Below are 20,905 nucleotides of genomic sequence, written 5' to 3'. Positions count from 1 at the left end.
TACTGTCCGTTAGACCGGTTCTGCGGCTCGAGCCCGGCTGGCTCATGCCTCCGGATCGGCCTGTGCGGCCATAATCTGCGGGCAACGCTCTGTGCGGGTCAGACGATCACACAGCAGATCGTGATCCTCTGGTGTCAGGGATTCTCGAGCCAGGATTCGTGCGGGGGAGGGCGGCCAGCCAGGCCGGGACGCGTTCCGGCGGCATGGGCTTGCTCCACAGGAAGCCCTGAGCGTGCCGCACCCCCAGACGGCGAAGTTCTGAGAGTTGGTGACTAGTCTCCACTCCCTCTGCTATCACGTCGAGGTTCAGGCTACCGGCCATGCCGAGGACGAGTTCGATAATGGTCGCACCGTGGGGTCTTCCCAGCTCGTCAACGAAGGTGCGGTCTATTTTCAAGGTCCGGGCTGAGAGCCACTTGAGATAGCTCAGGGATGAGTACCCGGTGCCGAAGTCATCGATTGAGAGACCGACCCCAAGGCGGGCGAGCCGGTGCAGGGTTGCTTTGGGCAGGTCGGGCTGATCCATAAGCACCGTTTCGGTCACTTCGAGATGGACGGCGGCAGGGTCAATGCCCGAGGCGAGGATGGCTGCTTCCACCACGTCGGGGAAGTCCTTCGCCACGAGCTGGCGGCCGGAAATATTCACGCCAGCGGAGAAGTTTTCCGCGCCAAGCAGGTCTCTGCGCCATTCCTGCACCTGGCGCACGGCCTCGTGCAGCACCCAGGCGCCGATTGGAAGGATCAGCCCGGTTTCCTCGGCGATGGGAATGAACGTGTCCGGCATCACCAGTCCGTGTTCGGGATGGTGCCATCGCAGCAATGCCTCGAACCCGATAGGCGATCCTGTGGCGACGTCCATGATTGGCTGATAGTTGAGGGAAAGCTCTCCGCGGCCCAGGGCCAGCCTCAGGTCGGATTCCAGGTCAAGACGCCCGGCGGCCCTGCCGGTCATACGGACGTCATAGACGGCCGAGGAATCCCCGCCGGCTGATTTGGCCCTGTACATGGCCGAGTCAGCCCCCTGCAGCATCAGTTCGGCGGTGTCGTCCGGGGCTGCGAGTGCGATGCCCACGCTGACATTCAAATAGATCTGGCGCCCGTCGACCTCGAAGGGGCGGCGGGTGGACTCCCGGATCCGTTCCGCCAGCGCCTTCGCACCGCGCATCTGCAGGTGCTCGGCGACAACGACGAATTCATCGCCTCCAAACCGGGCAACTGTATCGCCAGCCCTCACGGCAGCTTTGAGCCGCTGACCCAGAAGTATGAGTATGGCGTCGCCGGCTCCGTGGCCTATGCCGTCATTGATGAGTTTGAACCGGTCGACGTCGACGAACATCACCACCGGCCGGGAGGCGCGTGCGAGGCAGCCCTGGAGTACTTCGGTAATCATGTATCTGTTGGGCAGACCGGTCAGGGCGTCATGGCGGGCCCGCCACTCCAGAATCTGTTCCGCGTTCTTGCGTTCAGTGATGTCCAGGACAGTGTCCAGGAACCTGAGAGGTTTCCCATCCGGGCCCTTCACGCTCCGGATCCGGGAATGCAGCCACCGCTGCTCGCCATCCGGCCTGATGATCCGGTATTCGAAATCCGCGGAGTCAGCCCCGTTGTCCAGACTCTTCCAGATCCTGCGAACCAGATCCTGGTCCTGCGGATGCGTCAGCTCCAGCATTGATTCGCGGGAGTTTGCGGTGTTATCCGCCCGTCCGGTGATCCTGGAGAACTCCTCCGAGTGCCAAGTATCCCCGGTCGCGGCCGTGTATTCGACGCTTCCGACGTGGGCCATCTCCTGGGCGGCCAGGAGCCTCTCACGCTCGGCCGCGGCCATTGCCTTCAGCCGCTGGATCTCGGTGACATCCCTGGCGATCGCAGAGACACCTACCTGCGCGCCGTCCGGACCGTAGACAGGGGACACGGTCAGTTCCACATCGATCAACGACCCGTCCTTGCAGCGCCAACGCGCCTCCACCCCGGTTACGAAGGTTCCGCTGCCAATGCGAGCCGCGACTTCGTCACCGAAACCGGAACCGGAAGTGTCAAGAGTCGTCAGCAATCGGTAGCTTTGACCGACTGCATCCCGCGAGCTCCAACCCAACATTCGTGTGGCTCCTGCGTTCCAGCTGGTGATCGTGCCAGCCAGATCAGCGCCGATGATCGCATCCCCTGAAGATTCCACCATGGCTGATAGTCGGCGCAGAATCGCCTCCCTGTGCTTACGGTCAGTGATGTCCTTCGAGATTGCAACGACCGCGACCGGCACGGTGTGCCGCCCGCGGATCGGGCTTACCGTTGCATGGACCGGGAAGTCCAAGCCGTCCCGGTGGCGCATCCAGAGTTCCCCGGCCCAGTCCCGTCCGCTGGCGAGCGTGTTTGCTATTTCCTGGGCGGTGGCACCCTGCCCCTGTGGCTCAGCACCGACAATGGCAAGATCGGTGATCCTCGCCCCCAATGCCTCTGCACGGCCAAACCCATAGAGTCTTTCCGACGCGCGGTTCCAGTACGTGATCCGCCACTGCTCGTCCATGCCGATGACCGATTGGCCAATTTCATCGAGCAGCAGCGACTGCATAATCAGGTCATCGTGGTGCTCCTCAGCCATTAATATCCCCCCGGCAGGCAGCTTCCGCTGTAGGCCCTCTTACCTTCACGCCAGCGGCTTTGGCTGAAGTGCCATTCTGAGTTTGTAGCCTAGCCGGGACTGAGAGCAGCTCCTAGTGGGCCAGGCAGAGATTCTGTTACCTTCAGACAGAGCTTGGTGCGACGATGGTTGGAAACCGCCCAGTGGCAGATCCAGGTCAAAACCGGGATCCCCTGGTTCATCCCGCCACCCCACATCGACCCACACCAAAAACCACAACGAAACAACTACTTCAGATGCTGACGATTCAGTGGTGAATAGCGGACTCAACGCGGTCGCATTGCAATGAAGGTCGCCTTGCAAAGAAGGTCGCCCTGCGAAGAAGCCTGGGCGCCTGCCGCCTGCCCCCGGGAGTCGCGGGACGGGTCTATGCGTCGTAGCCCTACAGGCGGATCAGGGCGCCGGAGGACAGAACTGTCGGCGCCTGCTGGCCGTGCTCCTGGAAAGTGACCTCGGTGGCCACCGAGAAGTCGCCGCGGTCACTGTTCCTCCCACGGTAGCTGTGGCCGCAGAAGTCGAAGTCCAAGTTCTCTAAACCCGCTGCCACAGCGCAGGCGAAGGCAGCGGTGAACGTATTACCCGCGCGCTTCAGCGTCGGTGAAAGGGACACCGCCCCTACGTCCACATATGAAAAGGACACCGACACGTCGCCGGTTGCCGGAGCGACTGGCGTGGCCGGGCTGATGGTCACCTGCACGCTCACGGAACCGCTGACGGAGCCGAGGCCAGCAAGGCTAAGCCTGACGGGCACCTTGACGGCAGGACGGAGATGGGCTGTCCCATGACGATGCGACGTCGAAGGAAGGGCCCGAATACCCGAATGAAGCACAGCCGACGCCTCCGTGGCCGGAGCCGTGGTCGGGGTCGGCGCCGGAGGTGTGGTCGTGGTCTGGGTCCACCCGGCCGATACGGGAGTGACGGGAGCCGCCAGGGGCCGCGTGCCGCCCCACACCGGCGTCCGGCGGTTGACGCCGGCACGTTGCTTGGTTCGATAGGCGAGCTCTGACATGTTCGTCCCCCGTAGCATTCGGTTGGGTCTCCCTGCCGGGCCGCCCAGCTGCTTTAGCCGTGTTCTTCACCGGTTGGCCCCACTCTGCCTGTTGGGCCTTTAGATTCCCGCAATCGACCGTCAAGATTCGATCAAGATCTGCCCGTTCCTCCTGGCGGTTTGCCCCCGAACAGGAACTGCTTGCATGTTAAGTTGAAGACCAGGGATCGCACCGATCTGACAGCCCATCCGGAAAGAGCCCTCACCGTGGAATCGCCAACGCCCGTTCGGATCCTCACAGTCTGCACGGGAAACATCTGCCGCTCCCCCGTGGCCGAACGCCTGCTGCAGGCCGGCCTGGACCAGGTCCTGCCCGGCGGCTTCGAAGTGCGGAGCGCCGGCACCCGAGCCATGGTGGGCAACCCCATCCAGCCGCTGTCGGCCGAGATCGTGAACATGTACGGCGGCACGGACAAGGGCTTTGCCGCCCGGCAACTGACCCCGAAGATCCTCCGGGACACGGACATCGTGCTGACCATGACCTCCAAGCACCGCGGCGAGGTGCTGCAGCTGGACGCCTCCCTGCTCAAGCGCACCTTCACCATCCGCGAATTCGCGCGCATGCTCGAAGCCCTGGAAGAACGCGACGCCGCAGCCGTAACCACCGGCACGGCACCGGCTGAAAAGGCACAAGCCCAAATACCGTCCGACGCCGGTGCGATGTGGCGCGGCCTGCCCGCCCGCCTCGCCTCCGTGCGGCACCTCGCTCTCGCAGCGGACAGCGCGGACAACGAAGTGATCGACCCCTACAAGCGTGGCCCCGAGGTGTACCGCCAGATGGAAGACGAGCTGGCCCCCGCCATCCTCACAATCCTCCGCTACGCCCGGCTGAACACGCCTGCATAAACAGGACTTTCGGCGTCGTTGTTTAACGCCCCAGCGGTGGTACCGTCCGGATATGGACAACCAGTCTGATCCGGAAGGAGCGGCTGACAGTAAGCCGCCGCAGGGAAACTTTGCATGGCTCCCCGCCTGGCTGCGCCGGCAGCCCACCTGGCTCAAAGCGGTCCTGGCGATGGTCCTGGTGATCGCCCTCGGCAGCACCGCCTACGCCTTCTCGCAGTTGGGACGCGGCGGACAGCCCGCCCCCACCGCCAGCGGAATTACGACGGCGGAAGGCGCCACCGCTACGCCGTCACCGTCACCGTCCCAGCCGGCTCCCACACCGACCCCGACGCCCACACCCGAACCGCCGCCCGTTGCCATGAACGTCCTGATCATGGGCAGCGACAGCCGCGGAGACTTCCGGGCCGAGGAAGCCCAGGCCGCCGCCGGAACGCCGGCCGACCAGCGCGCCGACGTCCTGATGCTTGTCCATATCCCGGCGGACCGGCAGAAGATCTACGGCATCTCCATCCTTCGCGACACGTGGGCCGATATCCCGGGCTACGGACAGGCCAAAATCAACGCGGGGCTGGAACTCGGCGGCATCCCCTTGATGACCCGGACCGTGGAGACGTTGTTCAACACGCACATCGACCACACGGTGCTGGTGGACTTCAAAGGGCTCTGGGACGCGACGGACGCCCTTGGCGGAGTGGATGTGAACGTCACCGTTCCGTTCACCTCAAGCACGGACTCCAGGCACTACTTCCCGCCCGGAGTCAACCACATTTCCGGCGCGGAAGCCCTGCAGTTCGTCCGCGAGCGCTACGCCTTTGCCGACGGCGACTTCCAGCGGGTCCGCAACCAGCAGACGTTCCTGAAAGCATTCATCGGCAAGTTCATGAGTACCGGCACCCTCACCAATCCGGCAACCGTGATGAATGTAGTCAACGCGGTACTGCCGCGCGTGATGGTGGACGCCGGACTCACCCCCGAGGCCCTGGTGCGGCTCGGCGTCAGCCTGCGTGATGTGGGGCCCGAGGATGCGTACTTCTTCCGGTTGCCCGACGGCGGCTTCGGCACCAGCACCGACGGGCAGTCGATCGTCCTCCAGAATCCCGGTGCGATAGCCGCCGTGTCCGCAGCACTCGCCAGCGGAACCCTGGCCGACTACGTGGCGGCCAATGGCTTCCAAGGAGGGAACTGAGGGATCGCCCACACCCGCTCAGGGACAGCTGCAGGCGATGATGGGCCTACACAGCTGGCTGGCTGGCGGTGGGACGATGCTGGTGGTGGGACGTTGCTGGCGGGTTCCGCCGTCGTACTTCCGCCGTCGTACTGCCTGCCGCTTAGGCGGCGAGGCTCATGGCCCGGCTCCTCGCCCGGGGTGCCGGGTGCGTACCCGGCCGCGCGGGTGCCAGGTCCGTCGGAGCCAGAACGCTGATGTTGCATTCCGACTGGAGCGGATCAATGGACTCCGGCAGGTGGTGGGATTCCGAACATGCCTGCAGCTGCTCCATTGCAGCCGGCTCAACACGTGCGTGGCTCACATCCACCACCAAGTGGAGTCCTTCCTTCAAATGATTTGCCCTCTTCACAACCACATACAGTGCCTGGATGCTTTTGGCCGTCACATGGCCCTGGGCTGCTACTTCTGCCTCTCCGCAATCGAGGTCGAGCTTTACTAAAACCTTGAGTTTGTCGTTCAAGTGTTTCCCCTATTCCTGCATGGCCGCGACGCTGCGACCGCCATCAGCCTATGGAGCGGATGTGACCTACGCAACACTTCGCGTCACATGTGGACCGAGTGGCGTTACGAACGGCGCGGACCGTTGAACCCGGCTGCGGCATGGGGTAATGGGTTCGCCTACGATGGAGCCGGTGAGGATCAGGACATTTGTGGCGTGGATGGAGGGCCGCCAGATCGGCCTGTATCTTGCCGCGATCATCGCCGGCGGTGCCGCAGGATTGCTGGCTCCCGGGGCGGCTGCAGCCATGGAAGCGGCCATCAACCCGGTGCTGGGACTGCTGCTCTACGCCACCTTCCTGGGGATCCCGTTTGCGTCGCTGGGGCGGGCTGTGCGCGACATGCGGTTTATGGCCACCGTGCTGGTGCTCAACTTCGCCGTGGTTCCGCTAGTGGTGTTCGGGCTAAGCCGGTTCGTCGCCGGGGACCAGGCACTGCTGGTGGGCGTGCTGCTGGTACTCCTGACCCCGTGCATCGACTACGTGATCGTGTTCAGCGGCCTGGCCGGCGGAGCCAGCGACCGGCTGCTCGCCGCGTCCCCGGTGCTGATGCTCGCGCAGATGCTCCTGCTCCCGCTGTACCTCCTGGTGTTCGTGGGCCCGGAACTGGTGTCCTTGATCGACCCGGCACCATTCGTGCAGGCCCTGGTGGGGCTCATCATTGCCCCGCTGGCCCTGGCGGCGCTGACGCAGTGGCTGGCGCGCCAGGCGGGCGGCCGGGAAGGCGACCCACCCGGCGTCGGGCGTTCCGCCGTCGGTCGCTCCATCGTCGGGCGTTCCGGCGTCGGGCGTTCCGTTATGGCAGCGATGCAGGCGCTGATGGTGCCGCTCATGATGGCAACGCTGGCCGTGGTGGTGGGCTCGCAGATCGCGGGCGTGCGCCAGGAGTTGGGTTCGCTGCTGGCGGTGGTGCCGCTTTACGCCGCGTTCCTGGTGGTCATGGTTCCGCTCGGCCTGCTCGCGGCCAGGCCGGCCCGCCTTGACGCGCCTTCAACCCTGGCCGTGGTGTTCAGCGGCGCGACGCGCAATTCGCTGGTGGTGCTGCCGCTGGCCCTGGCGCTTCCGGAGCCGCTGGCCCTCGCTGCACTGGTCGTGGTCACGCAGACCCTGGTGGAGCTCGTCGGCATGGTTGCCTACGTGCGTTTCCTGCCGAGGATTGTGCCTGCCGATTCGCGGCTCCGGCACGTGAGCTAAGGGCCGGCGGCGCCTGGGGAAGCCTCGGTCTCAGAAGGCTTGTCACCGCCGGCCCAGCTCAACGTGATCCGGAACGCTGTCCGGGCCAGTTATCGGACTGGCGGGAGTTCCCAGGGGGACCAGGTCCTCCGCCGACCGACTCCTCAAGACTATTTACCGCCAACATCCTGTGCGTGAGTGGCCACTACTTGTCTTTAAGTTGCTCGAGTAACGCGCTGTGCAGGGCGCTACGCAGGGCATAAGCGGACCACTCTATCCCCCGGTAGCGAACGCGTGTGCCTGCGGCGGAATAGCTTTATATATTGAGTCAATGACCCAGACTCCAGTGCAGCACCCAGCCGACAACACCCCTGCGGCCGCCGCCCCCGTAGCCAGGAAGGTCCCCTTCGAACGGACCCACCACGGCGACACCTTCGTGGACAACTACGAATGGCTGCGGGCCAAGGACTCCGCGGACGTGGTGGAGCACCTCAAAGCGGAGAACACTTACCAGGAATCGGTCACCGCCCACCAGAAACCGCTCCGCGAAGCCATCTTCCAGGAAATCAAGGGACGCACCCAGGAGACAGACTTGTCTGTCCCGAACCGCAAGGACGGCTGGTGGTACTACACCCGCTCCGTCGAGGGCAAGGAATACGGCATCCAGTGCCGCGTCAAGGCCCACAACACCGGGGACCCCGTGGCCGACTGGACGCCCCCGGCGGTGGAGGCCGGCGTCGAACTTCCCGGCGAAGAAGTCCTGCTGGACTGCAACGTGGAAGCCGAAGGCAAGCCGTTCTTCGCCGTGGGCGGCACGGCCGTGACCGTGGACGGCAACCTGTACGCCTATGCCGTGGACAACGCCGGCGACGAACGCTTCACGCTGCGCTTCAAGGATCTGCGCACCGGCGAGATGTTGCCGGACGTCATCGAGAACATCTTCTACGGCGTCTCCTTCTCCCCCGACGGCACGCGCCTGTTCTACACCGTGGTGGACGACGCCTGGCGCCCCTACCAGGTGAAGTCGCACGTGCTGGGCACGCCGGTCACCGACGATGAGGTGATTTACCAGGAGGACGACGTCGCCATGTGGCTGGGCTTCGACCTCTCCTCCGACCGTCGCCACCTCGTGCTGAGCATCGGCTGCTCGGAGTACAGCGAGACGCGGCTGCTCCGCTTTGACGATTACGACGCCGGACTCAGCACCGTGATTTCGCGCGACGAACGCGTCCTCTACGAGGCCGAACCGTTTCTGCTCGACGGCGCAGAGAAGATCCTGGTGACGCACAACCGGAACGCCATCAACTCCATGGTGTCGCTGGTGGACGCGGCCGAACTCGCCAAGCCGCTGGCCGAGCAGCAGTGGACCACCGTCGTCGAACATTCCGACCAGGTGCGCGTCAACGGAGCAGGCGTCACCTCCACCCACCTGATTGTGTCCGTCCGGAAGGACACCATTGAACGCGTGCAGGTGCTGCCGCTGGCCGGGCTGGGCACACCGGCGCAGGGCGATCCTGTGGAGCCTGCGTTCGACGAGGAGCTCTACACCGCTGGCGTGGCGGGCTCGGACTACGAGGCCCCGGTGATCCGGATGGGCTACACGTCCTACTTCACGCCGTCGCGTGTGTACGACTTCGTACTGCCCACCGATGCCTTGCCTGCGGGTGAGCTGCTGCTGCGGAAGGAAAGCCCCGTGCTGGGCGGCTACTCCCGGTCCGACTACGTGGCCACCCGTGAATGGGCGACGGCGGCCGACGGCACCCGCATTCCGCTTTCGGTGCTGCGGCACGCCTCAGTGGCCCAGGATTCCTCCGCGGCGGGCCTCGTCTACGGGTACGGCTCCTACGAGATGAGCATGGACCCCGGGTTCGGCATCCCCCGGCTGTCCCTGCTGGACCGCGGGATTGTGTTCGTGATCGCGCACATCCGCGGCGGCGGCGAGCTGGGCCGGCACTGGTACGAGGACGGCAAGAAGCTCCACAAGAAGAACACGTTCACGGACTTCATCGCGGCCACGGACTGGCTGGCTTCTTCCGGGTGGGTTTCCCCGTCCCGGATTGCGGCGATGGGCGGATCGGCGGGCGGGCTGCTGATGGGCGCCGTAGCCAACCTGGCGCCGGAAAAGTACGCCGCCATCGTGGCCGCCGTGCCGTTCGTGGACGCGCTCACCACCATCCTGGACCCGGAGCTGCCGCTGTCCGCCCTGGAGTGGGAGGAGTGGGGCAACCCGATCACGGACCCCGAGGTGTACGCGTACATGAAGTCCTACACTCCGTACGAAAACGTTGGCGCGCTGCCGTATCCGAAGATCGCCGCGGTGACCTCGTTCAACGACACCCGCGTGCTGTACGTGGAGCCGGCCAAGTGGGTGCAGGCGCTACGGTCTGTGACTACCGGCTCGGAGCCCATCGTGATGAAGATCGAGATGGATGGCGGCCACGGCGGAGCGTCCGGCCGGTACGTCCAGTGGCGCGAACGGGCCTGGGACTACGCCTTCGTGGCCGACTCCGTGGGCGCGACGGAGCTGCTGCCGGGGGCCGGGATTAAATAGGGGTCGTTCCGGTCTGGCTGGCTGCGGGGCGGGTGGCTGCGGGGCGGGTGGCTGAGCCTTCCGAACCCCCTCGGCGATTTGACGATTTTGGCCGCTATGCGAAGTGCATAGCGGCCAAAAGCGTCATGTGGATGAGCGCACGGGCCCAACCACAGGGTTACCGCTGCGCAGGCTCCAGCGGGAGCGGAACGATGGGCTGGTCATTGGCCGTCAGGTCGATGCCGAAATCCTTGGCAAAGACGAGCCGTGTGTTCTTGTAGATTCCCGGATGGTTCTCATCCAGTTCGAAGACGCGGGCTCCGCGCAGTCGGTTCCGGTCGGCGCCCGGCAGTCCATAGGCGCCGAATCCTGTCCCCGGCGCGTAGCCCAGCTGAACGCCGTAGTAGTTGCCGACGTAGGTGTTGACGTGGTCGTGCCCCACAAAGTATCCGAGCACATCCCCGCGTTCCAGGAAGGCGTTGAAAAGGCCGGAGTTGATGGGGCCGGGGCACTCGTCTTCGTTCCGTTCTCCAACGATATTGTGCTTGGTGAGTGCCCGGGCGTGATCGGCGTCCGTTCGTGAGTCAAGGCTGGAGAACCACATGTTGCGGTGCTCGTGGAGCGCGATGTGGCCCCACATGAGGGACGGTACTTTCTTGCCGTATTTCTGCTCGGTTGCGATGGAGAGATTCCGGTACCAGGCCACCTGGTCCATGCGTACCCAGTCCCAGTCCGGGTAGCCCTCGAAGTTCTGGCCGTTGATGGTGTCCGGGGCGTAGCGGCCGGTGTCGATGAGCCACAGCCCGAAGGCCGGCGCCTTGGACCGCGAGGATTGCACCAGCAGCTGCGAGTTGGAGGTGCCGGTGAGTTCCGGGGCGGAGTCTGCGTTCATGTTGAATGCATAGCTCTGCAGGAACTGGAGCATTTTGGCCTCGGTCATGCCGGTTCGCTGCACTGAATCTTCATCGTGGTTGCCGAACGTCACGGCCCACGGGATCTGCCGGCTTTCCATGGGCTGCACTACATGGTTGAGCGCCTGCTTGACCTCAAGTTCCGAGTCGCAGCCACCATTGATCACGTCTCCGTTGATCACCACAAAGTCCGGCTTCTCGGCATCCAGGGTCCGGTTCATGAGTTCTATCGTGCGGCGGTCCGTCTGCTCGTCGTCCTGGGTGTCGTTGAACTGGACAATCTTGAACGTGCCGTCGGGCCGGAAGAGCAGGCTCGGCTTTGGCGCCTTCGCTCCCGGCGCTGCCTGGCTGCCGGCCGCTGCGGCCACGGTCATTCCCAGCGCGCCAAGCGTTCCGGCAGCAGCCAGTGCCGCTCTCCTGCTGAGTTTGGGCTGGTGGATTCTGGTGTTCATTGAGACCTCTCCTTGCAGATGCTGCACAGAGGCGGCCGCAGTTCCGGGCCGCCGTTATGCCCAGACAGTAGGAGAAGGAAACGTCCCGCCTTGAAACGTGCGGTGAACGCGCAGTGCCACGCTCCGGAGGTCAGGCGTTCCGGGCCGCCCATTCGTCACGCAGGATGGCGTAGACAACTTCCGTGGCCCACTCCCCCTTGTACCGCCACTTGTCCACGTGCCGCGCCTCGAGTCGCATGCCGAGCCGTTCGCAGATGGCCGCCGAGGCTGTGTTCAGCGCATCCAGCTTGGCGTCGATCCTGTGGAAGTTCAGGCCCTCGAAACCCAGTTTGAGCACCGCCTCCGCAGCTTCGGTGGCGTAGCCGTGGCCCCGCGCGCCGGGCGCCAGGCTCCAGCCCATCTCGGCCTGCCCGAAGCCCGGCAGCCACTTGAGCACCACTTCGCCGATCAGTCCGGGCGAGTCCGCAGCCTCGATCGCCAGCGCCACCCAGTCGCCCTCTTTATCAAACACAAAATTGGCGTACTGCCCCACCCGTTCCATGCACTGCGTGTAGCTCTTGGCCTCCCCGGGAAGGAACCGTGCGGTGCCGGGCAGCGAATGGTAGGCATGGAAGGCGTCCAGGTCCGCGGCCTCGAAACGGCGCAGGACCAGGCGGTCGGTGCGGATGGGCAGTCTGATGTCCGGCATGGATCGAGCGTACCCGTGACCCGCGAAACTAATCATGCTTACTATTGTGTGCACCTCGTTTCCAGCCGAGGGGTCAACTGTCCGGGGTCAACGGTCCGGGGTCAACTGAAGGAGCAGTCATGGCGCTAAGCAAGGGAACGTCCGTGGAATGGAACACGCCCCAGGGGCCCACCCACGGGAAGATCGTGGAGAAGAAGACCAGCGACTTCGAGTTGGACGGAAACAAGCACCGGGCCAGCAAGGAGGAACCCCAGTACGTGGTGGAGTCCGCCAAGACCGGTGCCCGCGCTGCCCACAAGGCGTCCGCCCTGACCGAGAAGGGTTAGGACGGTGGCCGGCCCGGAGCACCACGACGTCCTGATCATTGGCGGCGGAAACGCCGGAATCTCCCTGGCGGCGCGCCTGCACCGCTACGGCGTCAAGGACGTGGCGGTGGCCGAACCCAAAGACCACCACCTCTACCAGCCGCTCTTCTCCCACATCGCCGGCGGCCGGGCCACGGCTTCCGAAGCCATCCGGCCACAGGCTTCCGTCACGCCGCGGGGAGTGACCTGGCTGCACGACGGCGCCACCGCCGTCGACGCCGCCGCCAACACCGTCTCGCTGGCCTCCGGCGCAAACATCACGTATGGCCACCTGGTGGTGTGCCCCGGCCTGCAACTGGACTGGGACCGGATTCCCGGGCTGGCCGAGGCAGTTCACTCGCCGCACGGCGCTTCCCACTACGAGTTCGAACTGGCGCCAAAAGCCTGGGCCCTGCTCAGCACCTTGAAGTCCGGCATCGCCGTGTTCACCATGCCCGCCGGGCCCATCAAATGCGGAGGTGCCGCGCAAAAACCCATGTACCTGGCCTGCGACTACTGGCGGGAGCAGGGGGTCCTGGACGACATCCGCGTGGTGATGGTCCAGCCCTACCCCACCGTATTCGGCGTGCCGGGCGTTGATGAGGAGCTGGACCGGAAGGTGGCCGAATACGGCATTGAGCTGCGGCTCAACAGCGAACTGGTCTCCGTGGACCCGGCGGCCCGGACGGCGCACATCCGGAACAACTCCGACGGCGGCATCGAGGAACTCAGATACGACGTCCTGAATGCGGTCCCGCCGCAGTCGGCGCCGGACTGGCTCAAGCGCACCGACTTGCCCGCGCCCGGCGACGCCGGCGGCTTCGTTCAGGTGGACCCGGAGACTCTGCAGCATGTCCGCTACCCGAATGTCTGGTCGCTGGGCGATGCCGCCGGCACCACCAACTCGAAGTGCGGCGGCGCATTGCGCAAGCAGACCAAAGTGCTGGCCAAGAACCTGGTGTCGGCCCGCAAAGGCAAACCGCTGAAGGAGAAGTACAACGGCTACGCGGTGTGCCCGTTCACCGCCTCCCGGTCAACCGTGGTCTTCGCCGAATTCGACGACCAGTACCAGCCGATGCCCACCATCCCGCGTGTCCCCACGTGGAAAGAAAGCCGGGCTTCCTGGGTGGTGGACCGCGACGTCTTCCCGCAGGTCTACTGGAACCTCATCCTGAAGGGCCGAGCCTGAGCAGGAACGATTTGCCACGAGTGAGAGAGCGTCCCGGGAAAAGCGGTCACAAGTGAGAGAGCGTCCCGGGAAGAGCGGCGAAAACTGAGTAAGCGTCCGGGTCAGGAGGCGGAATGCACGACGGCGGCGGTCGCCTCCGCGATGGCGCGCTCCTCGTCCGTGGGAACCACCAGGACGGGGATCAGCGACGCGGCCGTGGAAATCACGCGCGGCTCCTTGGACCGCTGACTGTTCAGCCCGGCGTCGAGCTCTATGCCCAGCGCCCCCAGTTTGTCCCCCACCAGCGTGCGGAACTGGTGCGAGTTTTCGCCAATGCCGGCCGTGAACACCAGCGCCTTCGCGCCGCCCACGGCCACGTGGTACCCGCCGATGTACTTGGCCAGGCGGTACGACGCGACGGCAAGCGCCATGGCCGCGCGGGCATCGCCGGCTTCGGAGGCTTCCACCACGGAGCGCATGTCGTTGTTCCCGGCGAGGCCCTTGAGCCCGGATTCGCGGTTGAGCAGGGAGTCGATGTCCTCGGTGGACCAGCCGGCCCGGCCCAGGAACACCAGGATGGAGGGGTCCAGGTCGCCCGAGCGCGTGCCCATCACCAGCCCCTCCAGCGGGGTGAAGCCCATGGACGTGTCCACGGACTTACCGCCGCGGATGGCCGTGACAGAGGCGCCGTTCCCCAGGTGGGCGATCACGCCGTCGAACTCGTCCACCGGAAGATCAAGCAGCGCCGCCGCCTGGTGCGAGACGTATTCGTGCGAGGTGCCGTGGAAGCCGTAGCGGCGGATTCCGTGGTTGGTGTACAGCGAGTCCGGTACCGCGTAGCGCCACGCGTGCTCCGGGAGGGTGCGGTGGAAGGCGGTGTCGAACACGGCAACCTGCGGCATGTCCGGCCACTTCTTGGCGATGGCGCGGATGCCCAGCACGTTGGCGGGGTTGTGAAGCGGGGCCAGCGGATTGAGCCGCTCGATGGCGCGGGTGATCTCGTTGTCGATCAGCACCGGCTCGCCGAAGCGCTCACCGCCGTGCACCACGCGGTGGCCCACGGCATCCAGCGTCCGGTCCCCCAGCACCTCGTGGATGGCTGCGTCCACCTGCTCCAGCGCCTCCGCGTGGTCCCGCGGGCCCTCGATCTCGCCGTCACCTTCCCCGCCGTTGCCCATGCCGATCTTTTCGATCAGTCCCTCGGTGAGGACGCTGTGCGATGCCACGTCCCGTACCTGGTACTTGAGCGAGGACGAACCGGAGTTGATGACGAGGACGAGCACTGGGCCTCCTAAGCCTTGGCTGCTGCGGTGGTCGGTGGAAGTTCGATCGTAGCGCCATTGCGAAAGGTTCTGCGGGCGCTTAGAGTCGGCGGACAAATTGGACTACGCAAGGAGGGCCTTTCCATGACTGACAACGCCAGCGAGCCGGGCAGCACCGCGCCGGACACCACCGCGACGGACACCGGGGCGAAGAAGCCGGATCCCACCGGCGTCGAAGGCGCCAACCCGGCCCTGGACGACACGGGTAACGTCAAGGCCGCCGAGGTGGGCGAGTCCCCCGAACCGCCCGAGAACGTGGAGGACCTGGACCTCACGCCGGAGGGCCTGTCGGACGAGCCCGCCAAGCAGGAAGACCCGGACAGTCCGGCAGAGCCGGAAAACAGCTAGCCGGAGGCAGCTGGCCGGACAACAGCTGGCCGGCTCCGGAAGCGGAACCGGCACCGCGGCTAGGCGTGCGGCTAGGCGTGCGCAGCCGCGGCTGCCGGCTCCACGGCCGGCTCCACCGACTGCGCCTGCACTGCAGTGATGGCCACCGTGTTCACGATGTCCTCCACCGTGCAGCCGCGGGAGAGGTCGTTCACCGGCTTGCGGAGCCCCTGCAGGACGGGCCCGACGGCGACCGCACCCGAGGACTGCTGCACCGCCTTGTAGGTGTTGTTGCCCGTGTTGAGGTCCGGGAAGATGAACACGGTGGCCTGCCCCGCCACGGACGAGCCGGGCATCTTGGACTGCGCGATCGCGGCGTCCACCGCGGCGTCGTACTGGATGGGACCTTCGACGGCGAGGTCCGGGCGGCGGCCCTTCACCAGTTCGGTGGCCTGCCGGACTTTGTCCACGGCCTCGCCGGTGCCGGACCCGCCGGTGGAGTAGGACAGCATGGCCACGCGCGGCTCCACCCCGAACTGGGTGGCCGTCTCGGCCGAGGCCAGCGCGATGTCCGCCAGCTGCTCCGCGTTGGGGTCCGGGTTGACCGCGCAGTCGCCGTACACCAGCACCCGGTCCGGCATCAGCATCAGGAACACTGAGGAGACGATCTTCACGCCGTCCCGCGTCTTCACGAACTCCAGCGCCGGGCGGATGGTGTGGGCGGTGGTGTGCGCGGCACCGGACACCATGCCGTCCACCACTCCCAGCTTCACCATCATGGTGCCGAAGTAGCTGCCGTCCAGCATGACCTCCAGGGCCCGCGCCAGGTCCACGCCCTTGTGCGCGCGGAGCTCCGCATACTTCTCGGCAAACTTCTGGCGCAGCTCGGACGTGGCGGGATCCACGATCGTCATGCCGGAGAGGTCGATGCCCTGGGTGGATGCCAGCTCCCGGACATCCGACTCGTTGCCCAGGATGGTGAGGTCGCAGACGTCCCGCCGGTGCAGGATCTCCGCGGCCCGCAGGATCCGCACGTCGTTCCCTTCGGGCAGCACGATGTGCCGGCGCTGCAGCCTGGCCCGTTCAATCAGGTCGTGCAGGAACCGCAGCGGCGTCATGCGCTCCAGCCGCGGCAGGTGCAGGCGTTCCACCAGTTCGGCCTCGTCCACGCGCTTGGCCCACAAGCCGACGGCCGAAGCCACCTTGCGGCGGTGCCCGGACCAGATTTCGCTGCGGACCTCGGACACGCGCTTGGCAGTTGTGTAGGTGTCGTCCGGGCTGGCGAAGACCGGGAACGGCGCCTGCGCCAGCAGCGAGTAGATGTTGGGCTCCGGGGCCAGGCCGCCGGTAAGGATCAGCGCGGACGGCACCGGGAACTCCGGCGAGAACGATGACGCCAGGCACGCAACCATCACGTCCGCGCGGTCCCCCGGGACGATCACCAGCGCGCCGTCGTCGAGCACGTGCAGGAAGTTGGCCACACTCATGGCCGCCACCTTGATGGAGTGGACGTCCCGTTCCATGTCCTGCCGGCCGGCCACCTGGCGGATCCCCAGGGCCGTGGCCACCTCGCCGGTGGTGGGCCGGGCAATATCCTCCAGCTCCGGGAAAACGTACACGGGCCGGCCGGAGGCGCCGGGCTTCACGGCGGCGACGATCCCGTCCACGTCCTCCGGGTCCGCGCGGTTCACCATGATGGCCAGCAGGCTGCAGCGTTCCGCCGCCAGTTCCTTGCGGGCAACTTCGACGGCGTCAGCCGCCTCCTCGACGGTGCGCCCCTTCGCGCCCACCACGGCCACGACGGAGGCGGCCAGGTTGTTCGCGAGGCGTGCGTTCAGGTCAAATTCGACGGCGGCGTCCTGGCCGGTGAGGTCGGTACCCTCCACGATCACCACATCGCAGTGCCGTGACATTTCGGCGAAGATTTCCACGCAGCGGGAGTCGATCTCCGCCCGGTTTCCCTCGGCCAGCAGCGCACGGACCTCGGCGTACGTCAGGCCGCCGCGGCAGCGCTCGTCGTCGAGATCGAAGCGGGACTTCATCAGCGCCACCATGGGGTCCGACGCGGCGTCGGGGCCGTGGACCACGGGCTTGAAGAAGCCGATGCGATCCGCGTGCCGGTGCAGCGTGTCCGCAAGCCCCAGCGCTATGAGCGACTTACCGGATCCCGGTGTGGTCGCGCTGACGTAAATCCCCTTGGCCATGATCCGCCCTTAGGTAGTGACGTGGTGGTGCTCCGTCCCTCCATACTTTCACTTGTTGGCCGGGTTTCTCCACGAGGCTTGCGGGGGCGCCCCCGCCGCCAGGTCGTTGATCCGTTCAGTGGCGGCCCAGCTGGCGAGCAGACGGAGGCGTTCATCCGACGGTGATCCCGGCACGGCCGGATAGACCGTGAGCCGGAAGCCCGGGTCCTCGGCAAGATCCATGGCTTCGTACGTGAGCTCGAGTTCCCCCACCACCGGGTGGTGGAACATCTTGGTTCCGGCGTAATGGCGGCGCACGTTGTGGGCTGCCCAGCGGGTACGGAATTCCTCGCTGCGGGTAGACAGTTCCCCGACGAGGTCCGCCAGGCGCTTGTCAAAGGGGTTTTGGCCGCTGCTGGTGCGCAGGATTGCCACGTTGGTGTTGGCCGCCAGGTCCCAATTGGGGTAGAAGTCCCGGGCCCTGGGGTCGAGGAAGATGAACCGGGAGTGGTTGGCCGGCCGGGCGGGCCCGCGGTACATCTCCGAATACAGGGCGTAGCCCAGCTGGTTGGCCGCCACGATGTCCATGTGCTGGTTGCCGATGAATGCCGGCGCCGCGGTGATGGAGTCCAGCAAGAACTGGAGGCCCGGGCGCACGGTGCCGCTCTGCAGGGGCTGTTGCCTGCTCCTGCCGGATGGGCTGGCCGCACGCGCAAGGTTGTAGAGGTGGTCCCGTTCGGCCTCGTCCAGTTTCAGGGCCCTGGCGATGGCGTCAAGCACGCTCTCGGACGTGCCGGACAGGTTTCCGCGCTCCAGCTTCGTGTAGTAATCCACACTGACCCCCGCCAGCATGGCGACCTCTTCGCGGCGCAAGCCGGGAACCCGCCGTCGTCCGCCAAAAAGCGTCAGTCCGGCCATCTCGGGGGTGATCTTGGCGCGTCTTGAGGCGAGGAACTCCCGCACCGCCAACCTGTTATCCACCCGTTCACGCTACACCGGCACGGCGCAGCGAGGGAGGTACTGGCAGAACCCGGATAAGGAGAGCCGTAGCTAGGAAGGGCGCCGCCCGGTTGACTTGGAATCCAACCCGAAATCATCACTGGAACGGAGCCTGCATGACCGCCATCGGCACCCCGGAGCACGCCACCTCACCCGGGCCTGCTCCCGCAAAGAATGCCGTTGGCCGGCCGCTTGCGGTGCTGCTCGGCCTGCTGACAATCTTCGGTCCGGTGTCCATGGACCTCTACCTTCCCGTCCTCCCGGCCCTCACCGCCGGCCTCAAGAGCACCACGTCCGTGGCGCAGCTGACCATCACCGCCTGCCTGCTCGGGTTGGCGATCGGCCAGGTGGTTGCCGGCCCGCTCTCGGACCGGTTCGGCCGGCGAACGCCGCTGCTCATCGGCGTGATCGCCTACACCGTCACATCGGTCCTGTGCGCGCTCAGCCCCACTGTCGAAACCCTCATCGCCGCCAGGTTCGTCCAGGGCCTGGCCGGCGCCGTGGGCATCGTCATCGCCCAGGCGGCCGGCAGGGACGTGTACTCGGGCGGGAAGCCGATCAGGTACTACGGCCGCCTGACCGTCCTGGGTGGACTGGCCGCCATCATCGGTCCCGTGATCGGCGGCCAGCTCGCAGCCGTCACGGACTGGCGCGGGGTCTTCCTGTTCCTCGCGGCGGTGGGTGTGGCCATCCTCGTGGCGTGCCTGATGATCTTCCGCGAGACGCTGCCGGCGGAGCGGCGTACCACGGGAGGACTCTCCCACACGGTCAACGACTTCCGCAGGCTCCTTGCCGACCGGATGTTCGTGGGAGCCGTCCTGATCACCGGGTTCACCTATTCCGCGATCTTCGCCTACCTGAGCGGGGCAACGTACATCCTGCAGGGCTTGTACGGCCTCTCCCCGCAGGGCTACTCGTTCGCGTTCGGGCTGAACTCCCTGGGCTTCGTCATCTTCGGGTTCATCGCCGGCCGCCTGGCCGAGCACTGGTCCGAACGGGGAACCCTCGCGGTAGGCCTGGCCATGGCCCTCGCCGGTGCCCTGGGCTTGCTGGCGACGGCGGTGCTGCACCTGCCGTTGATCGCCATCATCCTGTCCCTGTTCACCATGGTCAGCGGCGTGGCCGTCACCAGCCCGCCCGCCACCTCGCTTGCGCTCAGGGGGTATCCGGACATCGCCGGCACAGCGTCCTCACTGCTGGGCCTGGCCCGGTTCGCGTTTGGCGGCCTGGCTGCACCCCTGGTGGGCATCGGCGGCGCCAACGATCCGGTGCCGTTCGGCGTCGTCGCGGCCGCAGCCGCAGCCGCAGCAGCGCTCAGCCTGGGACTGCTCCGCCGTCGTCGTAATCCTGTTGGTGAGGCTCAGGCTGTTTCCGAGTCCGAATAGGGTGCCCGCGGGCGCCACAGCGGTTCCAGCGCAAAGTCGTTCACCGCGACGGAAACCATGTCGCGTTCCTTGGTCGACAGCGGCCCGCGGCCCTGGATGTAGGCCAGGACGGGCTGGTAATCGAGGTTCCCGCCAATGCTCAGGTAGTGCAGCCAGAGCGTGAAGGGATCAATGGCCAGTTCATGGATCACCGTGGCAGTGAGCGCCTGCTGATCGTCTTCCCGCATACCAGTACCTCCCCGGTTCCACAGATTCAACATTTCCCCGGTAGAGGTTCGGAACGGTGGTTCAGCAGGATGGGTCCGGTTTTTTGGCAGATGGCTTTGTGGCGGGCCCTCTCAGCAGTGCGGGCCCTGTCAGCCGTGCGGGCGGGGGCGCGGTCGCCGGCGGGGCGGGGGGTCCGGGGGCTGGTGGTTGGCCTGGACCAGCTCCTGGATGAAACGCCCCAGCGCGCCCGCGTCTTCCGGATCGTCGGCCAGGGCCACGAGACCGCACGCGATGCCGGCAAGCTTGATGTTCCTTTTGTTGCTGTAGTTGGTCAGCAACTTGAAGGCCACGGCGGATCCGATGCCCAGCCGCCCCATGAGGATGCCTTCGGCCTTCGTGATGGTGCTCCGTGTACCCAGCGCGCCGCGGACCGCCTCACGCGCGGCCAATTCCGTTTCCCGATGGATGGTCGACGTCAGGTCAAGCATGACTCCCGAAATAGTGGACACCTTCCCGGCTTCATCCAGCACCGCCTCCCCCGCCGTCAGGACCTTGCGCTCGCGCAAAGCGGCATCGATCACGCGATGGTAGATGGCGACATGGCCTCCGTGGGCATAGACCTCAGCACTGATCTCCTGGATCCGGGCCAGGTCTTCAGGGTGTTTATGCGCCAGCAACAGTTTCTGGGTCGGGACGACGTCCCCGCGACGATAGCCGTGGATGGCGTAGAGCTCGTCGGACCACTCCATGGTCCCGGCCTTCACATCAAAAACAAACGTTCCGGCCAGCAATGCAGACGCTCCCAACACACTGGAATACGTCTCCGCCCGCCCCAAAATTCCATCCATTGGGCCCCCGTTCTGGGTAGGCTTCCCCCCGCCTCTGATCGTACCCCCGATGTCTGGGGATACGGCACCGCCGGCAGCGGTGATCAGGTGCGGGCCGCCGTCAGGATTTGAGGG

18 protein-coding genes are annotated in these 20,905 nt (G+C 65.9%); 8 read left to right on the top strand and 10 right to left on the bottom strand.

The window, feature by feature from the left end; translation table 11 throughout:
• Positions 1-106 precede the first annotated feature (106 nt).
• Both ACFVWT_RS01310 and ACFVWT_RS01305 read right to left on the bottom strand, forming a co-directional pair.
• Entirely contained in the window at positions 107-2,596 is a 2,490-nt protein-coding gene (locus ACFVWT_RS01310; protein ID WP_390244543.1) for an EAL domain-containing protein, read from the bottom strand.
• 421 nt (positions 2,597-3,017) lie between these two features.
• Positions 3,018-3,644: a hypothetical protein gene (locus ACFVWT_RS01305; RefSeq protein ID WP_390244541.1), complete on the bottom strand. Its 627-nt coding sequence runs from the start codon at positions 3,642-3,644 to the stop codon at positions 3,018-3,020.
• Positions 3,645-3,890: 246 nt separating this feature from the next.
• Here ACFVWT_RS01305 and ACFVWT_RS01300 point away from each other — a divergent pair, with 246 nt between their 5' ends.
• Together ACFVWT_RS01300 and ACFVWT_RS01295 are read left to right on the top strand one after the other, a co-directional pair.
• Positions 3,891-4,529, top strand: a complete 639-nt coding sequence (locus ACFVWT_RS01300; protein WP_390244539.1) for a low molecular weight phosphatase family protein — start codon at positions 3,891-3,893, stop codon at positions 4,527-4,529.
• Between the two features lie 52 nt (positions 4,530-4,581).
• Positions 4,582-5,715, top strand: coding sequence for an LCP family protein (locus ACFVWT_RS01295; protein WP_390244537.1), 1,134 nt, complete (start codon positions 4,582-4,584; stop codon positions 5,713-5,715).
• 142 nt (positions 5,716-5,857) lie between these two features.
• Here ACFVWT_RS01295 and ACFVWT_RS01290 read toward each other — a convergent pair whose 3' ends face one another.
• Positions 5,858-6,217, bottom strand: a complete 360-nt coding sequence (locus ACFVWT_RS01290) for a hypothetical protein (RefSeq protein ID WP_390244535.1) — start codon at positions 6,215-6,217, stop codon at positions 5,858-5,860.
• Positions 6,218-6,380: 163 nt separating this feature from the next.
• Between ACFVWT_RS01290 and ACFVWT_RS01285 the strand changes: the two genes are divergently transcribed.
• Both ACFVWT_RS01285 and ACFVWT_RS01280 read left to right on the top strand, forming a co-directional pair.
• Positions 6,381-7,448, top strand: a complete 1,068-nt coding sequence (locus ACFVWT_RS01285) for an arsenic resistance protein (RefSeq protein WP_390247023.1) — start codon at positions 6,381-6,383, stop codon at positions 7,446-7,448.
• Positions 7,449-7,758: 310 nt separating this feature from the next.
• A complete protein-coding gene (locus ACFVWT_RS01280; RefSeq protein WP_390244533.1) occupies positions 7,759-9,978 on the top strand; it encodes a S9 family peptidase in 2,220 nt (739 codons plus the stop codon).
• Positions 9,979-10,135: 157 nt separating this feature from the next.
• Here ACFVWT_RS01280 and ACFVWT_RS01275 read toward each other — a convergent pair whose 3' ends face one another.
• Together ACFVWT_RS01275 and ACFVWT_RS01270 are read right to left on the bottom strand one after the other, a co-directional pair.
• On the bottom strand, positions 10,136-11,320 hold the full coding sequence (locus tag ACFVWT_RS01275; protein ID WP_390244531.1) for a metallophosphoesterase family protein: 1,185 nt from the start codon (positions 11,318-11,320) through the stop codon (positions 10,136-10,138).
• Positions 11,321-11,450: 130 nt separating this feature from the next.
• A complete protein-coding gene (locus ACFVWT_RS01270; RefSeq protein ID WP_390244529.1) occupies positions 11,451-12,008 on the bottom strand; it encodes a GNAT family N-acetyltransferase in 558 nt (185 codons plus the stop codon).
• 119 nt (positions 12,009-12,127) lie between these two features.
• Here ACFVWT_RS01270 and ACFVWT_RS01265 point away from each other — a divergent pair, with 119 nt between their 5' ends.
• A complete protein-coding gene (locus ACFVWT_RS01265) occupies positions 12,128-12,334 on the top strand; it encodes a DUF2945 domain-containing protein (RefSeq protein WP_390244527.1) in 207 nt (68 codons plus the stop codon).
• A gap of 4 nt (positions 12,335-12,338) precedes the next feature.
• Positions 12,339-13,541: an NAD(P)/FAD-dependent oxidoreductase gene (locus ACFVWT_RS01260; protein WP_390244525.1), complete on the top strand. Its 1,203-nt coding sequence runs from the start codon at positions 12,339-12,341 to the stop codon at positions 13,539-13,541.
• Positions 13,542-13,642: 101 nt separating this feature from the next.
• Here ACFVWT_RS01260 and ACFVWT_RS01255 read toward each other — a convergent pair whose 3' ends face one another.
• The gene (locus ACFVWT_RS01255) at positions 13,643-14,803 is read right to left on the bottom strand and encodes an acetate kinase (protein ID WP_390244523.1); all 1,161 of its coding nucleotides are present in this window, start codon (positions 14,801-14,803) and stop codon (positions 13,643-13,645) included.
• Between the two features lie 123 nt (positions 14,804-14,926).
• Between ACFVWT_RS01255 and ACFVWT_RS01250 the strand changes: the two genes are divergently transcribed.
• The gene (locus ACFVWT_RS01250; protein ID WP_390244521.1) at positions 14,927-15,190 is read left to right on the top strand and encodes a hypothetical protein; all 264 of its coding nucleotides are present in this window, start codon (positions 14,927-14,929) and stop codon (positions 15,188-15,190) included.
• Between the two features lie 71 nt (positions 15,191-15,261).
• Here ACFVWT_RS01250 and pta read toward each other — a convergent pair whose 3' ends face one another.
• A complete protein-coding gene (gene pta, locus ACFVWT_RS01245; protein WP_390244520.1) occupies positions 15,262-17,373 on the bottom strand; it encodes a phosphate acetyltransferase in 2,112 nt (703 codons plus the stop codon).
• Positions 17,374-17,421: 48 nt separating this feature from the next.
• Complete coding sequence (locus ACFVWT_RS01240; RefSeq protein ID WP_390244518.1) at positions 17,422-18,333, bottom strand: helix-turn-helix transcriptional regulator; 912 nt, start codon at positions 18,331-18,333, stop codon at positions 17,422-17,424.
• A 134-nt stretch (positions 18,334-18,467) separates the two neighbouring features.
• Between ACFVWT_RS01240 and ACFVWT_RS01235 the strand changes: the two genes are divergently transcribed.
• The gene (locus tag ACFVWT_RS01235; RefSeq protein WP_390244516.1) at positions 18,468-19,736 is read left to right on the top strand and encodes a multidrug effflux MFS transporter; all 1,269 of its coding nucleotides are present in this window, start codon (positions 18,468-18,470) and stop codon (positions 19,734-19,736) included.
• On the opposite strand, the gene ACFVWT_RS01230 is transcribed toward ACFVWT_RS01235, so the two are convergent.
• On the bottom strand, positions 19,712-19,963 hold the full coding sequence (locus ACFVWT_RS01230; RefSeq protein ID WP_390244514.1) for a hypothetical protein: 252 nt from the start codon (positions 19,961-19,963) through the stop codon (positions 19,712-19,714). The two genes, ACFVWT_RS01235 and ACFVWT_RS01230, sit on opposite strands and share 25 nt — an antisense overlap.
• Before the next feature lie 129 nt (positions 19,964-20,092).
• Entirely contained in the window at positions 20,093-20,791 is a 699-nt protein-coding gene (locus ACFVWT_RS01225; protein WP_390244512.1) for a PAS and ANTAR domain-containing protein, read from the bottom strand.
• Positions 20,792-20,905 lie beyond the last annotated feature (114 nt).

This window comes from Arthrobacter sp. NPDC058288, assembly GCF_042880995.1.
Taxonomy (GTDB): Bacteria; Actinomycetota; Actinomycetes; order Actinomycetales; family Micrococcaceae; genus Arthrobacter.
This window is presented reverse-complemented; position numbering and strand designations above follow the sequence as displayed.

Bases quoted from the DNA above. Each gene is read 5' to 3' on its own strand.
- ACFVWT_RS01310 (WP_390244543.1), bottom strand. From the start codon at position 2,596: ATGGCTGAGGAGCACCACGATGACCTGATTATGCAGTCGCTGCTGCTC.
- ACFVWT_RS01305 (WP_390244541.1), bottom strand. From the start codon at position 3,644: ATGTCAGAGCTCGCCTATCGAACCAAGCAACGTGCCGGCGTCAACCGC.
- ACFVWT_RS01295 (WP_390244537.1), top strand. From the start codon at position 4,582: ATGGACAACCAGTCTGATCCGGAAGGAGCGGCTGACAGTAAGCCGCCG.
- ACFVWT_RS01285 (WP_390247023.1), top strand. From the start codon at position 6,381: ATGGAGCCGGTGAGGATCAGGACATTTGTGGCGTGGATGGAGGGCCGC.
- ACFVWT_RS01280 (WP_390244533.1), top strand. From the start codon at position 7,759: ATGACCCAGACTCCAGTGCAGCACCCAGCCGACAACACCCCTGCGGCC.
- ACFVWT_RS01275 (WP_390244531.1), bottom strand. From the start codon at position 11,320: ATGAACACCAGAATCCACCAGCCCAAACTCAGCAGGAGAGCGGCACTG.
- ACFVWT_RS01270 (WP_390244529.1), bottom strand. From the start codon at position 12,008: ATGCCGGACATCAGACTGCCCATCCGCACCGACCGCCTGGTCCTGCGC.
- ACFVWT_RS01265 (WP_390244527.1), top strand. From the start codon at position 12,128: ATGGCGCTAAGCAAGGGAACGTCCGTGGAATGGAACACGCCCCAGGGG.
- ACFVWT_RS01250 (WP_390244521.1), top strand. From the start codon at position 14,927: ATGACTGACAACGCCAGCGAGCCGGGCAGCACCGCGCCGGACACCACC.
- pta (WP_390244520.1), bottom strand. From the start codon at position 17,373: ATGGCCAAGGGGATTTACGTCAGCGCGACCACACCGGGATCCGGTAAG.
- ACFVWT_RS01235 (WP_390244516.1), top strand. From the start codon at position 18,468: ATGACCGCCATCGGCACCCCGGAGCACGCCACCTCACCCGGGCCTGCT.
- ACFVWT_RS01230 (WP_390244514.1), bottom strand. From the start codon at position 19,963: ATGCGGGAAGACGATCAGCAGGCGCTCACTGCCACGGTGATCCATGAA.
- ACFVWT_RS01225 (WP_390244512.1), bottom strand. From the start codon at position 20,791: ATGGATGGAATTTTGGGGCGGGCGGAGACGTATTCCAGTGTGTTGGGA.